Consider the following 19,400-nt stretch of genomic DNA (forward strand, 5'->3'; position numbering starts at 1 on the left):
GGCCGGTTGTCGTGCACCGAGAAACCTAGGAAGCCGGCCTTCCCGCCAGGTAGGGACGGTTTCCCGGCCACGGGGGAATTTCCGGACGTACGGACGAGGGCCCCGGGACCCTTGCCTTCTGGTGGTCGCGCGAGGAAGACCGGGTCCACATGGCCGACCGGCTGCGCGAAGGCGCGGGCGTCCGTACGATCGCCGCCGAGCTGGGCCACGGCCCCGACGCGGCCCGCGCGATCGCCCGTGAACTCGTCGTCTTCATGCAACGCCCCGGCGGCCAGTCGCAGTTCTCCACCGCGCTCGCCACGCCGCCGGTGCGCCGCCCCACCCTGCGGGCCCTCGTCGAGGCCGTCACCGCCGGCCCGGCCGGCCCGCACGCCCTCAGCGCTTCGCCACCACGAGCCGGTAGCGGGGTCGTCCGGTTCCCGCGAGGTCGTCCGGTTCCCGGGGGGTCGTCCGGTTCCCGGGGGTCGTCCGGTTCCCGGGGGGTCGGGCCGGGCATGGCTGAGGGATACCGCTGTGGTGTTCGGGGCGAGAGGGGACGGGTGTGGGGACCGACTGGGTGCGGGGCGCGGTGCTGTACCAGATCTATCCGCAGAGTTTCGCGGACGGGAACGGGGACGGGATCGGGGACTTCGCAGGGCTGACGGAGCGGCTGGAGTACTTGCAGTGGCTGGGGGTGGACGCGGTGTGGCTCAACCCGTGCTTCGCCTCGCCGTTCGGGGACGCGGGGTACGACGTCGCGGACTTCCTGACCACCGCGCCGCGTTACGGCGCGCCGGAGGACCTGGCAAAGTTCACGGACGCGGCCCGCCGGGCGGGGATCCGGGTGCTGCTGGACCTGGTGGCGGGCCACACCTCGGACCAGCACCCGTGGTTCGTCCGCTCGGCGGGCGACCCGGACGATCACCGGTACATCTGGGCGGACCAGCCCGCGCCCGGGTACGTGGCCTCGCCGGGGAGCCGGTCGGGCTGGTACCGGCCGAACTTCTTCGACTTCCAGCCCGCCCTCAACTTCGGCTACGCGCAACGGGATTCGGCCGAGCCGTGGCGGCAGCCGGTGGACGCGCAGGGCCCGCGGGCGAACCGGGCGGCGCTGCGGGAGATCATGGCGCACTGGTTCGGCCTGGGCGTCTCGGGCTTCCGGGTGGACATGGCGTCCTCGCTGGTGAAGGACGACCCGGGGTTCGTGGAGACCGGCAAGCTGTGGCGGGAAACCCGGGCCTGGATGGACACCCACCACCCCGACCAGGTGATCCTCGCCGAGTGGGGCGACCCGGCGCGGTCGGTGCCGATGGGCTTCCACGGCGACTTCTTCCTCCAGTTCGGCGGCCCGGACGACGGCGCCGCGCTGCGTTCGCTGTGGGACAACGGCACGGGCACGGTGCACGAACACTGGCCGCAGCAGGCCTGCTACTTCGACGCCGAGGGCCAGGGCTCGATGCGGCCGTTCGTCGCCGAGTGGGAGCGCACCGCGCAGGCCATGGACGGCGGGGGCTTCGCCTCGCTGCCGACCGCGAACCACGACTACTCCCGGCTGGCGTGCGGCCCGCGCACCCGCGAGCAACTGGCGGCCGCGTTCACCTTCCAGCTGACCTGGCCGACCGTCCCGGCGATCTACTACGGCGACGAGATCGGCATGCGGTTCGTGCCGGGCCTGCCGGACACCGAGGGCAGCGTGCTGGGCCCGCGCTACAACCGGGCCGGCTGCCGGACGCCGATGCAGTGGGACGCGACGCCGGACGCCGGGTTCTCCTCCGCGCCCGCCGAGCGGTTCTACCTGCCGCTGGACCCGGCACCGGACCGTCCGGACGTGGCCTCCCAGCGCGCCGACCAGGCGTCGCTGCTGCACCAGGTACGGCAGTTGATCGCGCTGCGCCGCGCGCACCCGGCCCTCGGACCGGACGGGTCGGTCGAACTGCTGCACAGCGGCTACCCGTTGGCGTACGTGCGCGGCGGCCGCTACCTGGTGGTGGTCAATCCGCGCCGCACGCCCGCGCACCTGCCGGTGGAGCGGGACCTGCCGGGCAGGCTGCTGTTCGGGCGGGGCGTGTCGTTGACGCACTCGGCGCTGCACGCGGACGGCTTCGCGTACGGCGTGTTCGGCCTCTGAACCGGCGCCTCGGGATGCGCTCGCCTTCGCCGTCTGCGCGCTGCTGACCGGCGCGCCCGGCTGGCGCGGGCCCAGGTCCGGGAGTTCCTCGCGCCGGTCCGGGAGCGCTTTCCCGCACTGGTGATCCGCCACCGGGTGATCCTCGAGGACGGCGACCTGGACCGGAAGGCCGCAGCGTCCCGGCACCTGGCCGACGGCGGGCGGATCATCAGCATCGGCAGCAACGTCGCCGAACGGGCCCCGTTCCCCGGTCTCGCGCTGTACTCGATGAGCAAGACCGCCCTGATCGGCCTCACCAAGGGCCTGACCCGCGAACTCGGCCCGCGCGGCATCACCGTCAACCTCATCCACCCCGGCCCCACCGACACCGACGCCAACCCCGCCGACGGCCCGAACGCCGCGGCCATCGCCGGACTGACCGCGCTCGGCCGGTACGCCGACCCGGTGGAGATCGCCGCCACCGTCGCCCACGTGGCCAGCCCCGACGCCCGGTACGTCACCGGCGCGGTGATCTCCGTAGACGGCGGCTTCTCCGCCTGAGGGGGTACGCCGACGCCTTCTCCGCCCGGGGAGGTACGTCGCCCCTGACGGGCCATCAGGGTCGGTGTACCCCGGTGGAATCAGTCGCCCGGCTCCGCGCTGCGACCGCAGCAGGGGCCGGGTTCGTCCGGTGCGGCGACGACCGGGCGGCGGGGCGCGTGATGGTGTGGGTCGCACCGTAACCGCTGCCCTTGACCGGAGGATTTCCGCTCGTGAACTCGCCTTCTGTGCCCGGCCGTTGTCGTCGCAGGACCGTCACCGCCGGTGCCGCGGCGGCCGTCCTGGCGCTGCTCGCCGTCGCGTCGCCCGCCGTCGCCTCAGCCTCTGCGCCCGCGCCGCCGGGTGTCCAACAGTCGCTGGAAGCCCTGGTGTCGGAGCTCGGGGTTCCCGGCGCGCTGGTCACCGTCCGGGAGCCGGGCGGCCGGACGGTGAGCGGCGCCGCCGGCGTCGGCGACGTGGCGACCGGGGCGCCGGTGCCGCTCGACGGGGAGGTCAGGGCGGGCAGCAACACCAAGACCTTCGTGGCCGTCGTGGTGCTCCAACTGGTCGCCGAGGGCCGGGTGCGCCTGAACAGCAACATCGAGCACTACCTGCCCGGGCTGGTCCGTGGAAAGGGCATCGACGGACGGCACATCACCGTCCGTCAACTGCTCCAACAGACCAGCGGCCTGCCCAACTACAGCGACTACCTCGGCGAGGACGTCCGGCACTTCGAGCCCCGTGAACTCCTCGACCTCGCGCTGCGGCACCCCGCCGCGTTCCGCCCCGGCACGTCCTGGCAGTACAGCAACACCAACTACCTGTTGGCGGGCCTGCTGGTCGAACGGGTCACCGGCCACACCCTCGCCCAGGAGCTGGACACGCGCATCGTCCAGCGCCTCGGCCTGCGCCACACCTACTTCCCCGCCCCCGGCGAGACCGCCCTCCGGGGGCCGCACCCGCACGGCTACTACCGGGACGCGGGCCACCTGCTCGACGTCACCGAGTTCGACCCGTCCTGGGCCTGGGCAGCGGGCCAACTGGTCTCCACCAACGCCGACTTGGACACCTTCTTCACCGCCCTGCTCACCCCCGGCCGGCTGCTCCCCGCCGCCCAACTCGCCCAGATGCAGGCCGCCACCGCCCCCGCCGACGCCACCTTCGGCCCCGGCGCCCGCTACGGCCTCGGCCTGGTCAGCCGCCCCCTCTCCTGCGGCGGCCGGTACTGGGGCCACGGCGGCAGCTTCCCCGGCTACGAGACGCGCGGCGGCGCCACCGAGGACGGCCGCGCCGCGAGCGTCGCCGTGACGGAGCAGGTCACCGACTCCGCGAGGCGGCAGCACCTCGACGACCTGGTCGACGGCGCGCTGTGCGAGGCGGCTGCCGCCGCCCGCTGACTCTGCCTCCGGCCTGCCTCGGTCGGGCTTCTGTCGGCTCTTGTCGGCTTTTGTCAGCCGCACAGTGCCTCGGCGATCCGCGGGGTGGCCTGGGCGGCGACGCGCGGATTCGTGGCGGCGCAGTGGGTGCAGGCGTTCAGGCCGGCGGTCAACGCCCAGCCGCGACCCTTGGTCCAGGTCGCCTCACCAGTTCCTTCGCGGCCTGCCCGACCGTATCCGGGCGCCGGGGCAGCCGGACGGCCAACTCCCCGCCCCAGCCTGGCGATCAGGCGGGCGCGCCGCCGATCACCGGCCGGAACTCCGCGCCCACCGCGATCAACTCCCGGCCGGCCCGGCCCGCGACGTACGGCGGGCGGTCGGGGCCATCACCGGGCCCCGCTGCCGCGCCTGTCGAGCGGATCGCCCCCGCAGTCCGGACGCCGCTTCGCCATGCCGTAGGTGTCGCTGACGCGTCAACAGATCAGTTTGTCATACCGGAATTTGAGGAATGTGGAGCCCACTTGTGGATGGTGTGAAAGGATCACCGCCGGTACTGCGCCCACATCGCCGACGCCCTGGTGTGACCATCGGCGGCCGAGTGCGGCGCGTTCCCACCGACAACTACCGTCCAGCGGGCGGCCGCGCTCACGCGCCCCCGCTCGACCGCGCCGGACCGGCCTCGCCCGGCATGGCGCGGCCCGACACCTCATGAAGGGTGTTCATGTCTCGTTCCGTACTCGCCGCGACACCGGCCCGCCGCACCGCGGCGCTGCTCGCCACGGCGACCACCACGTTCGGCCTGCTGACCCTGGCCGCACCCGCGCACGCCGACTCCCCGGCCGCGGGCGGAACCGTCACCACTCTCGCCTCCGCGCGCGACATCCTCGACCGGCAGCTGGGAAGCGTCACCCTCGACACCCTGGCCCCGGCCCCCACGGTGACCGGCATCGAACCCGGCCACGGCCCCCTCGCGGGCGGCGCCACCGTCACCATCTCCGGCACCCACCTCACCGGGGCGACCGGAGTGTCCTTCGGCTCCGTCCCGGCCACCGGCTTCACCGTTGACAGCGACACCAGCATCACCGCCACCGCCCCCGCCGGCACCGCCCCCGGTGCCGTCGCCGTGGCCGTCACCACCCCTGGCGGCACCAGCAGCACCGGCCAGTTCACCTACGACGCACCCCCGGCCATGATGTACACCTTCACGGAGACCTCCGACCCGAAGTCCGGCTCTGTCGTTCACCCGGGCGACAAGGTGACCTACACCGTGACCGTCGTCCAGCACGGCAACCGCGCGGTCAAGGAACTCGGGATCCTCGACGACCTGTCGCAGGTGCTGGACGACGCCGACTACAACGGCGACGTCAAGGCCGACTCCGGCACCGCCGAGGTCAGGAACGGAAGGATGCTCTGGACCGGCGACCTCTCGGTCGGCGGCCGCGCGACGATCACGTACTCCGTGACCGTCAACGGCAAGGGCGACCGCCGGCTGTCCACCTCCGTCACCGCGCCGGACGACGCGCGCGGCGACTGCGAGACCCAGAAGGGCTGCGCGACCGACCTCACGGTCAAGGACGCCGTCACCCCGTCGCCGTCGCCGTCGTCCACCGGCGGCAGCCAGACGCCCGGCACCCACAGCCCCAGCGCGTCGGCCTCCTCCACCACGCCGAGCTCGCCCGACACGCAGACCCCGTCGGCCTCCGCGACCCCGCAGACCTCGGGCGTCCTCGCCAGCACCGGCGCCACCGTACTCGGCACGGCCGCGGCCGGCGGCGCCCTGCTGCTGGTCGGCGGTCTCACCGTCGTACTCAGCCGCCGCAAGGCCCGCCACAACTGATCCGACCCGCGCGGGCCGTGGGGCGGTCGTGACGTCCGGTCACGGCCGCCCTGCGGCCACCCCTCAGTTCGGCTGCCGTCCGACGGTCCGTGGCGTCGCCGACCAGCAGTCCCACTCCGCCCAGACCGTACCGGTGGCCACTGATGTGCCGAATCACCCGAGTGCGTTGCGCGCGGCCACAATCAAGGCCCGCGCGGCGTCGCCGTACACCGCGCTGGAAGCCAATCCGGAGAAGGCTCGCATGTAGTCGGCAAGCTCGCGGGGCTGCGTGACATTGACCTCAGCAGTGAGCGTTTCCACGAGGGCTTGGCGGTCGTCGTAGAGGTAAAAGGCCTCAAGCGGCCAGATCGTGCGGGCGGCACCCATTGGAATGATGCCCAAGGAGGCCGACGGCAGCCGCATCACGTCCAAGAGGTGGGACAGTTGGCCGACCGTCGCGCTGCGGTTGCCGACCCAGGACCGAAGGACCCACTCCTCCATCAGAACGACGAACCGATGGTTCCCCTCGTACAGGAATCGGCTTCGGGCGACACGTGCGACAACGGCCTCAGCAACGTCGTCCGGGGTGCCTTGGAACTCGGTGATGGCAGTCATGAGAGCGGTGGCGAAGGCCGGTGTTCGGAAGAACCCGGGAGGCACGTTCGAGGCATACACGCGGCAGAGGATCGTCCGCTCATGGAGCGCGTAGAAGTCCTCCTGCACCTTGCGCATCCCCATTCGATGGAGTCTGCGCCACTCCAGGTACATCGAGTCCACTGAGCGTGCGGTGGCGATCAGGTCCTCTGCTTGGTCTTCCGCCCCGGATGCTGAGCACCACGCCCGAATGTCCGAGTCGGACGGGGCGGCCTTGGCGCTCAGAATGCGGGACGTCTTGGCAGCATGCCACCCGCACCGGGCAGAGAGCAAGCGGGATCTGCGGGACGTGACCCACGCCGTCCAGGTCCACGACGACGGCGCCCACACCCTGTGGCTGTACTCCCTCACCGCCCCGGCGTGGGCTGCCGCGACCTTCCGCGACGGCGAGGACGTCCACCACGTCCGCCAGTGCGGCGACCGCCGCCTGTGGGACGACTTCGAGCGGACCGTCGCCTGGTGGCAGCGGGCGGGCGAGCCCGGCGTCGAGCGGCTCGGACTTGCCGTCACCCCGACCGGTTGGCACGCCTGGCTGGACGGCCCTGATCGCCCGATCTGAGCCGAGCGGCTGGGGAAGCTCTCCGGATTTCGCAGGTCATCGGCCAACTCCGTTGGTGGCGCCCAGAATTGTCAGTGCCGGGTGGTGGAATCGCCGCGTGCGGGGGAGCATGTCCACAACCCTCTCTGGAGTGTCGATGACCAAGACCGTCCCGGTTCGCGGCCACTACCGAAACGACGGAACCTATGTCAGGCCCCACATCCGGACGATCAAGGGCGCGAACAACGCCGCCCGCAGCTCCACCTACACCGGCTACCGCGGCGGGTCCGGCGGTGGAAAGGCGGCCGCTGGGGGTGGTGGGCTGCTGCTGGCCCTGCTGTTCCTGGTCGGCATCACCTCCGGCGGCGGCGACAACGCCGGTACCACCAGTCCGTCTCCGACGTCCACCGTCATTCAGCATGCCGGAGTCACTCCCTGATCCCGTCATGAGCACTCGGCTCAGGCCGTCCGCACGGCCTGAGCCTTGCTGCGCGCGCACAGATCGCCAGGGCTAAGGGCCGGTACGCAGGCCGCCGTTGAGCAGGAGGAGGGCCAGTGCGAGGGCGGCCGCTGCGATGACGGACAGGAACGGGAGGCGGCCGTGCGGGGCGAGGAGGGTGGCGAGCACGGGTAGGGCGGCGATGGCGAGGACGGGCCAGCCCGGGGCGAGGAGGAGGGCGGCGGCGGTTGCGGCGAGGACGGCGGCCAGGGCCGAGGTGCGGGCGCCGGCGCGTTGGGGGAGGCCGCGGATTCCGGCGGCGCGGTCGGCGGCCAAGTCCGGTAGGACGTTGGTGAAGTGGGCGGCGACGCCGAGCAGCGCGCCGGCGCCGAGGACGGGGGCGGCGGGCCATGGCCGGCCCGGCAGCGCGAGGGTCGCGAAGGCGGGGAGAAGGGCGAACGCGACCGCGTACGGCAGCCAGGACCACCAGGTGGCCTTCAGTCGCAGGTTGTAGGCCCACCCGGCGGCCACTGCCACCAGGTGCACCGTGGCTGCCGCGAACCCGCACGCCGCCGACAGCAGCACACAGCAGGCGATCGCCCAGCCGATGGCGGCGGTGATCCGGCGGACAGTCACTTCGCCCGAGGCGAGCGGCTTGTCGGGACGCCGGGCGGCCCCGTCCCGCTGCCGGTCGATCAGGTCGTTGCTCCAACCGATCGAGAGCTGCCCGGCCGCGACCGCGCCGCCGGTGAGCAGCGTCCCGACCAGTCCGCGCCCGGCACCGACGGCCATCGCCCCGGCCAGTCCGGTCACGGCCGCGGCGGGCACGGGGTGGCAGGCTCGCATCAGGCTCCCGACCCGGGCCCGGGGCACCACCGCTGCGCCGCTCATGTCCGCCACGCTAGCCGTCCGCGCGCCGGCGGGGCGGGATCACCGCGCCGACCGTTCGGCGCAGCACAATGAGGTGGGATGTCAAGAATGCTGTGGGGTACCGGAGTTGTCGCGCCGCGAGCAACGCGCCGCACATATACTCCCGGTGCCCGTTCACCGGCCGACCAGGGGGAGTCCGACGGTGCTGAACACCGATCTCACCGTTGACCTGTCGCTCGTGCTGCTGCTTGCACTGGTCACGCGCCTGCTGTCGCTGCCGCTGCTGTGGCGCTCCCAGCGCACGCTCCGGGCCCGGGCCGTGGCCACCGCGGCCGGGGCCGCGCCGCCCGGTGTCGGGCCGGTGGTGGGCGACTTGGCGGTGTGCGTGGTGGTCGCGACTGCGCTCGAAGTCCTGATGAACGTCTTCCTGAACGCCGGCTTCGACGTGCTGCGCAGCCCGGCGGCGTTCGCCGACGAGCACCCGCTCGGGGTCGCAATCCGGCTGCACACCGCCAGCCTGCGGATCTGGCTGTGGCTCGTCTCGGCGCTGCTGGTGGGCGCGTTGCTGCTGCTCACTCATCGGGTGGGGCGGGCGCTGTTGACGGTCGGTATGCCGCCCGAGGTGGCGTCGGACGGGCGGTTTCGCCGGCGCGGCCGGATCGTGCTCGGGGTGCTCGCGGTCCTGGCGGTGCTGGTGCTGCCGCTGGGTGTGGTGATCGGTGCGCTGGTGTTTCAGACGGTGGCGCTGATCACCGCCCGCCGTCACCCCGCACCGCTGCCCGCCGCACCGATCGGCCAGCCCTACGCGCAGCCCTACGGCCAACCGTACGGCCAGGCCTACGCGCAGCCCCAGGGCCAACCCTGGGGCCAGCCGTATGTACAGCCGCATGCCCAGCCCGCCGCACAGCCGTTCGCGCCGCCCGCCACCGCGGTCACCGCCCCGGCGACCGCTCTCCCCGCCCCGCCCCCGCCCGCCGCTCCCCCCGTGCCCGTTCGGGCGGCCGCCCAGGTGCCGCATCAGCCGTTGAGCGGGCACGAGCCGCGCAGTATCGGCGGGTACCAGTTGCTCGGCCGGATCGGGTCGGGTGGCATGGGGACGGTGTACCTGGCGCGGCGCGAGGGGGCGGCCACCCAGGTCGCGTTGAAGACGATCAACCTCGAACTGCTGGACGATCCTGACCTGTTGCGACGCTTCCAGCGCGAGTCCGAGGTCCTCGCGATGGTGCCGGGGGCGTACACCGCGCGGGTGCTGGACACCGGCGTGGACGCGGGCCGGCCGTTCCTCGCGATGGAGTTGCTGGACGGGCGCCCGCTCGACACCCACCTGCGGGAGAACGGGCCGGTCCGGTCCCCGGAGGCGCTGCGGGCGCTCGGCCTGGCGTTGGCGGTGGCGCTCTCGGGTGTTCACCGGCTCGGTCTGGTGCACCGCGACCTCAAGCCGGCGAACATCATGCTGACTTCGGCCGGGCCCCGGCTGCTCGACTTCGGCATCGCCGCTCTGGTGGACGGCACCCGGCTGACCATGACGGGCGCGGGGCCGGGCACGCTCACCTACATGGCTCCGGAGCAGTTCGGCGAGGAGCGGGTGGGCACGGCCGCCGACATCTGGGCGTGGGCGTGCTGTGTGGTGTGCGCCGCCCACGGGGCCAGCCCGTTCGCGGCCACCAGCACCGGCGGGGTGATCCGCCGCATCATCGACACCGGCCCGGACCAGACCGCCCTCGCCACCGTCCGTTCCCTGGACCCGGCGCTCGCCGACGTGGTCGCCCGCGCCCTCACCCCCGACCCGGCCGCCCGCCCGGCCGACGGCACCGCGCTGCTCGCGCTGCTGACGTCCGCGCAACCCGACGGCACCACGGACGTCCGCGAGGAGATCACGCGCGGCTGGAGCACCCTCCGCCTCTGACCATCCGCCTCCGGCGCCGGGCCCGGCTGTCGGAGTGCGCGCGTATGGTCCGGCCCGAAGTGGGGTCCGATGGCAGGAAGATCGGATCTTCGTAGTGCAGGAGGACGGGCGGCTGGTCCGTTCGCCGAGCCTTTCCCCGGACAGTGGGATCGTCGGGAACCTCGGCGCGCCACAGCCGTACTGGGCGCCCCGTGTCGCCCGCCGCGGACTGACGCACCGCCGCCAGGCGTCGGACGCGCCCGACGCGGGCGGATTGCCTGGTTCGGGTGGGTTCGGTCCCTATCCTGGGCCGGTGACGCGGATCGCTGGAGTGTCCGGGGTTCTTCCGCCCCATCGGTACCGGCAGGGCGAGTTGGCCGCTGGGCTGGCGGCGCTGCGCGGTGGGGCGGGGGACGAACGGGCGCTGGCGGAGCGGTTCTTCACGGGGGCGGGGGTGGAGTTCCGGCATCTGGCGTTCCCGTTGGAGCGGTACGGCGAGTTCGACGGTTTCGGGGAGGCCAACGACGCCTGGTTGGAGGCCGCGTCCGAACTCGCCTTTCAGGCAGCCGAGTCGGCGCTGGGTGCGGCCGGGATGGATGCCGAGCAGATCGATGTGGTCGTCTCCACCACCGTCACCGGCATCGCCGTGCCCTCGCTGGAGGCGCGGGTCGCGGCCCGGCTCGGCCTGCGTCAGGACGTGCGGCGGGTACCGCTGTTCGGCCTGGGGTGCGCCGGCGGGGCGGGCGGGTTGGCGGTGGTGGACGAGGTGCTGGCGGGGCGTCCGGACGGGGTGGCGCTGTTGCTGGCCACCGAGTTGTGTTCGCTGACCTTGCAGCGGACGGACACCTCGCCGCCGAACCTGCTGGCCACCTCACTGTTCGGGGACGGCGCGGGTGCGCTGCTGGCGGTCGGTGACAAGCATCCGGCAGCAGGCGGCGGGCCGGTGGTGGTGGCGACCCGGAGCCGGCTGTATCCGGGGACGGAGCGGCTGCTCGGCTGGCAGGTCGGCGAGTTCGGCTTCAGCATCCTGCTGGGGCCCGACCTGCCCGAGCTGGTCCGACTGCACGTCGGCGAGGAGGTGGCGTCGTTCCTGGCCGCGCACGACCTGAAGCCGGGGGACGTGGGCAGTTGGGTGTGCCATCCGGGCGGCCCCAAGGTGTTGGACGTGCTGGGTGAGGAACTCGGCCTGCCGGAAGCCGCGTTGGGGCCGAGCCGGCAGTCGCTGGCGCGCTGCGGCAACCTGTCCTCGGCGTCGGTGCTGCACATTCTGCGCGCGGTGATCGACCAAGGTCCGCCGCCACCGGGCTCGTTCGGGCTGATGCTCGCGCTCGGCCCGGGATTCTCCTCCGAACTCGTGCTGCTGCGCTGGTGATTGAGTGGTGGGACAGATGATCGCCTGGACCGTGCTGGTCGCGCTGGTCGCCGTGGAACGGCTTGCGGAGCTGCAGGTCGCCCGCCGGAACGCCACCTGGAGCCTGGCCCGGGGCGGGGTGGAGTACGGTCGGCGGCACTATCCGCCGATGGTCGCCCTGCACACCGGGCTACTGGCGGGCTGCCTGTTGGAGACCTGGTGGGCGGGCCGCCCGTTCCTGCCGCTGCTGGGCTGGCCGATGGCGGCGCTGGCACTCGCCGCGCAGGGGCTGCGCTGGTGGTGCATCGCGACGCTCGGGCCGCGCTGGAACACCCGGGTGATCGTGGTGCCGGGCCTGCCGCTGGTCACCGGCGGGCCGTACCGGTGGCTGCGGCATCCCAACTACCTGGCGGTGGTGGTGGAAGGGTTCGCGCTGCCGCTGGTGCACACGGCGTGGGTGACGGCGCTGGCCTTCACCGTGCTCAACTCCCTTCTGCTGGCCACCCGTTTGCGCTGCGAGGACGCCGCGCTGACGCTGTGCCGGGCCGCCGCGTGATCGACCTGCTGGTGATCGGCGGCGGCCCGGCCGGGCTGGCCACCGCGATCCACGCCGCCCGCGCCGGGCTGTCCACCACCGTGCTGGAACCGCGTCCGACGCCGGTCGACAAGGCCTGCGGCGAGGGCCTGATGCCCGGCGCGGTACGGGCGCTGGCGCGACTCGGCGTCACCGTCGAGGGGCGCCCGTTCCACGGCATCCGCTACCTGGAGGCCGACGGCCCGTGCGCCGCCGAGGCCCGCTTCCGCACCGGCCACGGCCTGGGCGTGCGCCGCACCGTGCTGCACGCCGCCCTCGCGGCCCGCGCGGACCAGCTGGGGGTCCAGCGCGCCACCGGCCGTGCGGAGAGCCTGCACGTCAGTGAACGAGCGGTGGTGGTGGGCGACTTGACCGCACAGAGCGTGGTCGCTGCGGACGGGCTGCACTCCCCCGTCCGCCGCGCGCTCGGACTCCACCGGCCGCCCGGCGCCCGCCGGTCGGCACGCTACGGGCAGCGGCGCCACTTCGCGGTGCGGCCGTGGAGCGACCTGGTGGAGGTGTACTGGTCGCGGCACGCGGAGGCGTACGTCACGCCGGTGTCGGACGAGGCGGTCGGGGTGGCGGTGCTCGGCTCGCAGCGCCTGCCTTTCGATCGCCAACTCGCGGCGTTTCCCGCCCTGTTGGAGCGAATGGGCGAGGCGGAGGCCGGACCGGTCCGGGGCGCGGGGCCGCTGCGACAACGCGCGGCAGCGCGGGTGTGCGGGCGGGTGCTGCTGGTCGGGGACGCCGCCGGGTACCTGGACGCCCTGACCGGCGAGGGCATCGCGATCGCTCTGGCCTCCGCCGAGGCCGCCGTCCACTGCCTGACCGCCGGCCGCCCCGCCGCGTACGAACGCGCCTGGCGCCGCGCCACCCGGCCCTACCGCCTGCTCACCAGCACGCTGTTGGCCGCCCGGCACCACCCGCTGATCGGCCCCCGGATCGTCCCGCTGGCCGCCGCGGCCCCGCCGCTGTTCCGCGCGGCCGTCAACCTGCTGGCCCGCTGATCCGCTCAACCTGCCACCCCGCCGGTCCGCTCAACCTGCCACCCCGCCGGTCTGGTCAACCTGCCACCCCGCCGGTCCGCTCCGTCAGACGCATCGGCTGCGGGCCGGGCGAGAGCACCAGCCTGGGCAGTGGCCGCACCGGTTCGGCGACCGCCGGGCGCAGCCGCCAGCGGCCCGCGACGGTGGCCAGGGCGAGGGTGGCTTCGACGGTGCCGAAGCGGTCGCCCGGACAGCGGGTGGCGCCGAGTCCGAACGGCAGGTAGGCGTCCCGGTGGACGGCGCCGGGGGCGAAGCGGTCGGGGTCGAAGCGGGTGGGGTCGGGGAACAGCTCTGGGCGGCGCTGGAGCAGGTAGAGGCAGCAGATCACCGGCGCGCCGGCGGGCAGTTGGACGCCGCCGAGTTCGAGCGGGCGGGTGGTGCTGCGGCTGATCGCCCAGGCGGGCGGGTAGAGCCGCAGCGCCTCGCTCACCACCTGTGCGGTGTACGGGAGTTGGGCGAGATGCTGCCAGCGGGCGGGGTCGCCGGCCGGTCCGGCGTCCAGCTCGGTGTGCAACTTCCGTTCCACCTCGGGGTGTTCGGCGACCAGGCGGAGTGACCAGGCCAGCGCGGAGGAGGTGGTCTCGGCCCCGGCGAGCACCAAGGTCGCGACCTGGTCGGCGAGTTCGCGCTCGCCCAGCGGCCGTCCGTCCTCGTCGCGGGCGGCCAGCAGCAGCGACAGCACGTCGCCGTGGTCGCGGCCGCGCGCCCGGTAGTCGGCGATGATGGCGGCCACCCCGGCGTGCCAGGTGCGCAGCGCGCGGCGGTACTCGCGGCGGGCGGGCGTGGGCAGCAGGTCGGCGGCGGGCAGCACGACGCGCAGGTAGAGGCCGCGCAGCAGCACGTCCAGGGCGTGGCGCAGCTGTTCGGCGGCTTCGGCGGTCAGGCCGGCCGAGAACAGGGTGCGGACGGCGACGGCGGTGGTGAGGGTGAACGCCTCGCGGGTGACGTCAATGGTCTGTCCGGCCCGCCAACTCGCGGTGAGAGCGGCCGTTTCGGCCGTCATCGCCTCGGCGTAGCGCGGCAACAGGGCACGCTGGAAGGCGGGTTGAACGATGCGGCGGAGCCGCTGGTGGTCGGCGTGCGGGCAGGAGGCGAGGCCGTTGCCGAGGAAGGTGCGGATCTTCGCGTAGAGCGGGCCGGTGCGGTCGAAATCGGCCCGGTCGGTGAGCACCCGCCGGATCAACTCCGGTGCACCGACCAGGTACAGCTCGCGCGGACCGACCCGGATGCGGACCACGTCGCCGTACGCGGGCAGGGTGTCGAGGAAGGCGAGCGGGCGGGTGATCATGGCGGGCAGGTGGCCCAGCAGCGGGAGGCCGCCGGGGACGGTGGCGGGGTGCACGGGCCCTCGATTCGATGACGGGACGCGGGTGGCACACGCGAACGCCACGATGCGTTACGACGCGTACACAGTGTGCAACAATCGTGCCGCATTCGGGTGGTGATGATGCGTCAGGCGCGGCCGTCGCCTCCCCGGCCCGGCGGCCGGCGCGGCCCCGGTCCAGCGACAGACGGGACGACCGTGCCTTCCACTCCCGCACCGACGGATGCCCGCACCGCCGAACTGCCCGGCCCCCAGCCGCCGTTGCTGCGGCGCCTGGTCGCCACGGTGCACGTGGACCCGGCCGGGCGGGTGCTGCTGTACCGGCGCGCGGCCGGGGCGGCATCCTACCCGGGGCACTACGACCTGCTGGCGCAACGAAGGCCGCCGGATGGGCAGTTGGCGTCCGGCTTCCTGGTGGTGCGCCGGGTGCTGACCGACCGCCCGCCGGTGCCGCTGCCGGGCCCGGGAGCGGGCGAGGTCGACTGGTGCGGCTTCGTCCCGCCCGCCGAGTTGCTGGCCGGCCGCCGCCTCCCGCTGGTGCCGGACGGGTTGCGCGTCCTGCGCCGCCTGAACGCCGCCTGAACGCCCTCGGCGGGCGCGCTCCGCGACCGGCCGCACACGCCCCGCGTCCACTCGCCGACCTGCACCGATGCCGGACCGTCCGGGGCGCGCGACACTGGGGGTATGAGCGAGTCCGGAGACATATTCCACCCGCCGGTCGTGGTCCGCCCACCGACCCGCGGGGCCCGACCGTACCGGCGGGTGGAGATCTACGGGCGGACGGTGGGGCGGGCCACCTCGGCGGAGGACGTGGCGGAGTTCATCCGCCGCGCGGGCGTGGACGAGCCGGACCTGGACGACGCCGAGCTGGTCGCCTGGCGCGGCGGCGACCGCACCGTCTGGTCCCAGCCCGAACAGCCCCAACAGCCCCAACAGCCCGAACAGCCGGAGCGGCCACAACAGCCCCAGCCGCCCCAGCCGCCCAAGCAACCCGAGCAGCCGGAACGGCCGGAACAGCCCGAGGACGCCTCGTCCTAGGCCGGGAGTTCACACGGCCTTGCGGTAGAGCCAGACCCCCAGCGGCGCGAAAGCCGCGACGATGCCGACGTCCCAGGCGAGGGCCTGCCAGACCTGCGAGCCGACCGGTGTGCCCAGCATCAGGGCCCGCACCGCGCCGGCCGTGATGGTCACGGGCTGGTGGTTGGCGAACACCTGGAGCCACCCGGGCATGGTCACGGTCGGGACGAACGCGGAGGACGCGAACACCAGCGGGGCCAGCACCGGGAAGGCGGCGGCGGTCGCGGTCTCCGGGTCGCCGACCGCGAGTCCGACCACGGCGAACACCCAGGACATCGCGAAGCCGAACGCCAGCACCAGCAGCGCCCCGGCCAGGAACCCCCAGACGTTGCTGTGCACCCGGAAGCCGACCAGGAAGCCAACGCCGCTGATCAGTGCCACCACGAACACGTTCCGGGTCAGGTCGGCGGTGGTCCGCCCGGAGAGCACGGCGGAGCGGGCCATCGGCAGCGACCGGAACCGTTCCATCAGGCCGGTCTGCAGGTCGGTGGCCAGGCCGATCGCGGTGTTGACCGCGCCGAAGGTGACCACCTGCACGAACACGCCGGGCATCAGGTAGTCGACGTAACTCACCCCGTGCAGGGCCGCGCCGACCACCCCGCCGAACACGTAGCGGAACATCAGCACGAACACGATCGGCTGCACCGTGGAGAAGATCAGCAGCCGGGGCACCCGGCGCAGCGCGATCAGGTTACGCCCGCAGACCGCCAGGCCGTCCCGGACGGGGGCCAGCAGGCGTCCGGACAGGCCGGGCGTGGGGGCGAGGTCGATGGCTGGGGCGGTGGCGGTCATGACGGGCCTCCGGAGGTGCGGTGGCCGGTGAGGGCGAGGTAGACGTCGTCCAGGCTGGATTCGCGGACGGCGATGGTGTGCGGGGTGAGCCGTTCGGCCTCCAGCGCGTGCAGGACGTCCATCAGCAGCAGTGACCCGTCCGGACTGGGCAGGCGCAGCAAGGCACCCTCGCGCTCGGGGGTGCGTTCGAGACGGTCGGTGAGCAGGGCGGCGGCGCGGACGGCGCGCGGGTCCTCGCCCATGCCGAGTTCCAGCACGGTCATACCGAGGCGGGCCTTGAGGGCGTGCGGGCTGTCGTCGGCGACCACCCGGCCCTCGGCGAGGACGGCGATGCGCTGGGCGAGGCGGTCGGCCTCCTCCAGGTACTGGGTGGTGAGCAGGACGGTGGTGCCGTCGGCGACGAGTTCCCGGATCAGCTCCCAGAGTGCTGTGCGGCTCTGCGGGTCGAGTCCGGTGGTGGGCTCGTCGAGGAACAGCACGGGTGGTTCGGGGACCAGCGCGGCGGCCACGTCGAGTCGGCGGCGCATGCCGCCGGAGAAGGTGCGCACGGGCCGGTCGGCGGCCGGGGTGAGGTCGAACCGGGCGAGCAGGTCGGCGGCGCGCGGGGACCTTCGGTGGCGGGGCAGTTGGGTGAGTTTTCCGATCAGGCGGAGGTTCTCACGGGCCGTCAGGTTGGGATCGACGGCGGCGTACTGGCCGGCCAGGCCGATCATTCGGCGCACGGCGCCCGGGTGGGCGACCACGTCGGTGCCGAGCACTTCGGCGCGGCCGCTGGTGGGCTGGATGATGGTGGTGAGGATGCGGATGGCGGTGGTCTTGCCCGCCCCGTTCGGCCCGAGCAGTCCGAACACGCTGCCGGGTGGCACCTCGAAGTCGACGTCGTCGAGTGCGACGAGGTCCTTGAAGCGTTTGCCGAGCCCTTGGACCCGGATCGCGGGTGTGGTGCTGTGCTGGGTGGTCATGGGCGCCCCCTCGGGCGAGGTGGTTCCCCTCCAGTGTCCGCCCGTCCGGGTGGGGCGCGCAGGACGGCCGTCCGGCGGCCGGGGCTGATGGGTTGCCAGGTGGGGCGGTGGGCCGTCCAGGGCAATGGGGTACCTCCTGGTGCGGACCGGGCCCGCTCTGGAGTGGCCGGGCGGCGGGCGGCGGGGGTGGATGGTGACCAGCCCGAAGCTGGTGACCAGCCCCCTCCGCTCCGTCTCCTGGAGTCGTGATGCCCCGTTCCCGTTGTCTGACCGCCGCCGCGGTGCTGTCCCTGTCCGTCCTCGCGGCCGCGGGCTGCGGCGCGGACCTCGCTCCGAGCGCCCCACCGGCCACCGGGTCCGGGTCGCCGGCGCCGGCCGCCGAGGCGAGTCCGTCGGCCGGGTCGGCGTTCGCGACCTCGGCGGGCACCCGGGTTGCGCTGAAGAGCGTGGGCAACCTCGGCCCGGTCCTGGTGGACGCGCAGGGCCGCACGCTGTACCTGTACGGCGCGGACACCTCGGTGCACGGCACCTGCGTGGGCGAGTGCGCGAAGTCCTGGCCGCCGGTGACCACGCCGGGCTTCCCGCTGGCCGATCCGGGCGTGGACGACGGGCTGCTGGGCGCGGCGGCGCTCCCGGACGGGACGGCGCAGGTGCTGTACAAGGGCCACCCGCTGTACCGGTACACGGGCGACCACGGACCGGGCGAGGCCACCGGGCACACGGTGGCGGACCCGCACGGCACGTTCTACGCGGTGACCTCGCTGGGCGACCCGGTGGGCGTGGACGTCTCGACGCTGCACGGGGCCGGGGGCGTGCCGTCGGGGGCGGCTACGGCGAGCCCGGGGGCCACCGCCACCGCCACGGCTACCGCCAGTGCCACCGCCACGGCTACTGCCGCTGCCACCGCCACCGCCACCGCCACCGCCACCGCCGGTCCAACTGCTGGGGCCACGGCAGGTGCCACCACGGGCACGACGGCTGGGGCCGACACCCCGGTGGCGCCCGCCAACCCGGCGGACCCGTACGTGCCGGTGGCGCCCTCCGCGCCCGCCGTGGTGCAGCCGCCCGACACCTCCGGAACGGATCCGGGCACGGACGCGGGTACCGACTCGGGCGCGGGTACCAGCACCAGCACCAGCCTGGGCGCGGGCGCGGACGCGGGTACCAGCACAGGCGCGGGCACCAGCACGGACGCGGACCCGGGCACCAACACAGGCGCGGGCACCAGCACGGACGCGGACGCGGGTACCAGCTCGGACGCGGACGCGAGCACCGGACCGGACGCAGGCGCGGGCACCAGCACCAGCACGGACACGAACGCGGGTACCAGCTCGGACGCGGACGCGAGCACCGACACCAGCACCAGCACCGACACGCCCCCGGACACCAGCGCAGGCACCGGCGCGAACACCGACAACGGCCTCGACAACGGCACCCCGGACAACTGAGGTGCAGCGCCCGACCATGTCCCGGCAGACCGCCCTCACCGCACTCGCGGTGCTGGCGCCGCTAGCCGTCACTGCGGGGCTGGTGTGGTTCGGCCGCGCGCACACGTCGGACCCGGGCCGGAGCCTGTTCGGCCAGTCCGGGGTGGACGCGCTGCGGCTGAAGTCGCAGCTCGGTTCGGCGCTGCTCGGTCTGGCACTGGTGCAGGTGCTGCTGGCGCTGTGGATGTACCGGGGCGGCGCCCGGGCCCCACGGGTGCGGATCTGGCACCGGGCGGGCGGGGTGGCGGCGTTCGCGCTGTCGTTGCCGATCGCCCAGCACTGTCTGCTGGCGTACGGGGTGCGGTTCACCGACGCGCGGGTGGGGGTGCACTCGGTGACGGGCTGCTTCCTGTACGGGGCGTTCGCGGCGAAGGTGCTGCTGGTGCAGCATGGGAAGTTGCCGGGCTGGGCGCTGCCGGTGGCGGGCGGCGCGCTGTTCTGCGCGATCGGGCTGCTGTGGTGGACGGCGGCGCTGTGGTTCCTGAACGGGTACGCCACGCCCGGATTCTGACGGTGCGTCAGATAACGGTCTGCGGTTGTGGGCGGCCCGGGCCGGTGTTCGAGTGGTAGGCAGTCGCGGTGG

The 19,400-nt window shown here is 73.7% G+C and carries 18 protein-coding genes and 1 pseudogene; 14 read left to right on the forward strand and 5 right to left on the reverse strand.

All coding sequences use genetic code 11. The features are described from left to right. Positions 1 to 541: 541 nt before the first annotated feature. From ACZ6R9_RS27020 to ACZ6R9_RS27035, 4 genes and pseudogenes are all read left to right on the forward strand, one after another. Positions 542 to 2,107: an alpha-amylase family glycosyl hydrolase gene (locus ACZ6R9_RS27020; protein WP_465540827.1), complete on the forward strand. Its 1,566-nt coding sequence runs from the start codon at positions 542 to 544 to the stop codon at positions 2,105 to 2,107. 171 nt (positions 2,108 to 2,278) lie between these two features. Further along, positions 2,279 to 2,647 (forward strand): annotated as a pseudogene (locus tag ACZ6R9_RS27025) (SDR family oxidoreductase); the annotation flags it as partial. 212 nt (positions 2,648 to 2,859) lie between these two features. Then, positions 2,860 to 4,023, forward strand: a complete 1,164-nt coding sequence (locus ACZ6R9_RS27030; RefSeq protein WP_465540829.1) for a serine hydrolase domain-containing protein — start codon at positions 2,860 to 2,862, stop codon at positions 4,021 to 4,023. A 700-nt stretch (positions 4,024 to 4,723) separates the two neighbouring features. Continuing rightward, positions 4,724 to 5,839 carry a DUF7927 domain-containing protein gene (locus ACZ6R9_RS27035; protein WP_465540831.1) on the forward strand — a complete coding sequence of 372 codons (1,116 nt, stop codon included), beginning with the start codon at positions 4,724 to 4,726 and terminating at the stop codon, positions 5,837 to 5,839. Between the two features lie 153 nt (positions 5,840 to 5,992). Here the strand turns inward: ACZ6R9_RS27035 and ACZ6R9_RS27040 are convergent, their stop codons facing one another. Beyond that, positions 5,993 to 6,802, reverse strand: coding sequence for a Scr1 family TA system antitoxin-like transcriptional regulator (locus ACZ6R9_RS27040; protein ID WP_465540833.1), 810 nt, complete (start codon positions 6,800 to 6,802; stop codon positions 5,993 to 5,995). Here ACZ6R9_RS27040 and ACZ6R9_RS27045 point away from each other — a divergent pair. Then, positions 6,762 to 7,031 (forward strand): methyltransferase domain-containing protein, encoded by a 270-nt coding sequence (locus tag ACZ6R9_RS27045; RefSeq protein ID WP_380481695.1) that lies wholly within the window; start codon positions 6,762 to 6,764, stop codon positions 7,029 to 7,031. The genes ACZ6R9_RS27040 and ACZ6R9_RS27045 overlap by 41 nt on opposite strands. 136 nt (positions 7,032 to 7,167) lie before the next feature. Then, positions 7,168 to 7,449, forward strand: a complete 282-nt coding sequence (locus tag ACZ6R9_RS27050; RefSeq protein ID WP_465540835.1) for a hypothetical protein — start codon at positions 7,168 to 7,170, stop codon at positions 7,447 to 7,449. A 72-nt stretch (positions 7,450 to 7,521) separates the two neighbouring features. Here the strand turns inward: ACZ6R9_RS27050 and ACZ6R9_RS27055 are convergent, their stop codons facing one another. Further along, complete coding sequence (locus tag ACZ6R9_RS27055; RefSeq protein ID WP_380481699.1) at positions 7,522 to 8,340, reverse strand: UbiA family prenyltransferase; 819 nt, start codon at positions 8,338 to 8,340, stop codon at positions 7,522 to 7,524. Positions 8,341 to 8,521: 181 nt separating this feature from the next. Here ACZ6R9_RS27055 and ACZ6R9_RS27060 point away from each other — a divergent pair, with 181 nt between their 5' ends. The 4 genes from ACZ6R9_RS27060 (at position 8,522) to ACZ6R9_RS27075 (ending at position 13,136) form a co-directional block, all read left to right on the forward strand. Then, positions 8,522 to 10,225, forward strand: a complete 1,704-nt coding sequence (locus ACZ6R9_RS27060) for a protein kinase domain-containing protein (protein ID WP_465540837.1) — start codon at positions 8,522 to 8,524, stop codon at positions 10,223 to 10,225. Positions 10,226 to 10,517: 292 nt separating this feature from the next. Further along, complete coding sequence (locus ACZ6R9_RS27065; RefSeq protein WP_465540838.1) at positions 10,518 to 11,576, forward strand: type III polyketide synthase; 1,059 nt, start codon at positions 10,518 to 10,520, stop codon at positions 11,574 to 11,576. Between the two features lie 16 nt (positions 11,577 to 11,592). Then, positions 11,593 to 12,111 (forward strand): isoprenylcysteine carboxyl methyltransferase family protein, encoded by a 519-nt coding sequence (locus ACZ6R9_RS27070; RefSeq protein WP_380481705.1) that lies wholly within the window; start codon positions 11,593 to 11,595, stop codon positions 12,109 to 12,111. Further along, positions 12,108 to 13,136, forward strand: a complete 1,029-nt coding sequence (locus ACZ6R9_RS27075) for an NAD(P)/FAD-dependent oxidoreductase (protein WP_465540982.1) — start codon at positions 12,108 to 12,110, stop codon at positions 13,134 to 13,136. The genes ACZ6R9_RS27070 and ACZ6R9_RS27075 overlap by 4 nt, the downstream gene beginning before the upstream one ends. A 55-nt stretch (positions 13,137 to 13,191) precedes the next feature. Here ACZ6R9_RS27075 and ACZ6R9_RS27080 read toward each other — a convergent pair whose 3' ends face one another. After that, entirely contained in the window at positions 13,192 to 14,517 is a 1,326-nt protein-coding gene (locus ACZ6R9_RS27080; RefSeq protein ID WP_465540840.1) for a cytochrome P450, read from the reverse strand. A gap of 180 nt (positions 14,518 to 14,697) precedes the next feature. Here ACZ6R9_RS27080 and ACZ6R9_RS27085 point away from each other — a divergent pair, with 180 nt between their 5' ends. Further along, on the forward strand, positions 14,698 to 15,081 hold the full coding sequence (locus tag ACZ6R9_RS27085) for an NUDIX hydrolase (RefSeq protein WP_465540842.1): 384 nt from the start codon (positions 14,698 to 14,700) through the stop codon (positions 15,079 to 15,081). A gap of 102 nt (positions 15,082 to 15,183) precedes the next feature. Next, positions 15,184 to 15,537 carry a hypothetical protein gene (locus tag ACZ6R9_RS27090; RefSeq protein ID WP_465540844.1) on the forward strand — a complete coding sequence of 118 codons (354 nt, stop codon included), beginning with the start codon at positions 15,184 to 15,186 and terminating at the stop codon, positions 15,535 to 15,537. 9 nt (positions 15,538 to 15,546) lie between these two features. On the opposite strand, the gene ACZ6R9_RS27095 is transcribed toward ACZ6R9_RS27090, so the two are convergent. Together ACZ6R9_RS27095 and ACZ6R9_RS27100 are read right to left on the reverse strand one after the other, a co-directional pair. Beyond that, positions 15,547 to 16,368 (reverse strand): ABC transporter permease, encoded by an 822-nt coding sequence (locus ACZ6R9_RS27095; protein ID WP_380481713.1) that lies wholly within the window; start codon positions 16,366 to 16,368, stop codon positions 15,547 to 15,549. Then, positions 16,365 to 17,330, reverse strand: coding sequence for an ATP-binding cassette domain-containing protein (locus ACZ6R9_RS27100; protein WP_380481714.1), 966 nt, complete (start codon positions 17,328 to 17,330; stop codon positions 16,365 to 16,367). The genes ACZ6R9_RS27095 and ACZ6R9_RS27100 overlap by 4 nt, the downstream gene beginning before the upstream one ends. 248 nt (positions 17,331 to 17,578) lie before the next feature. Between ACZ6R9_RS27100 and ACZ6R9_RS27105 the strand changes: the two genes are divergently transcribed. Continuing rightward, positions 17,579 to 18,778, forward strand: a complete 1,200-nt coding sequence (locus ACZ6R9_RS27105; RefSeq protein WP_465540846.1) for a COG4315 family predicted lipoprotein — start codon at positions 17,579 to 17,581, stop codon at positions 18,776 to 18,778. A gap of 16 nt (positions 18,779 to 18,794) precedes the next feature. Then, complete coding sequence (locus ACZ6R9_RS27110; protein ID WP_380481718.1) at positions 18,795 to 19,328, forward strand: DUF6529 family protein; 534 nt, start codon at positions 18,795 to 18,797, stop codon at positions 19,326 to 19,328. Positions 19,329 to 19,400 lie beyond the last annotated feature (72 nt).

This window comes from Kitasatospora sp. NPDC048662 (assembly GCF_055587065.1).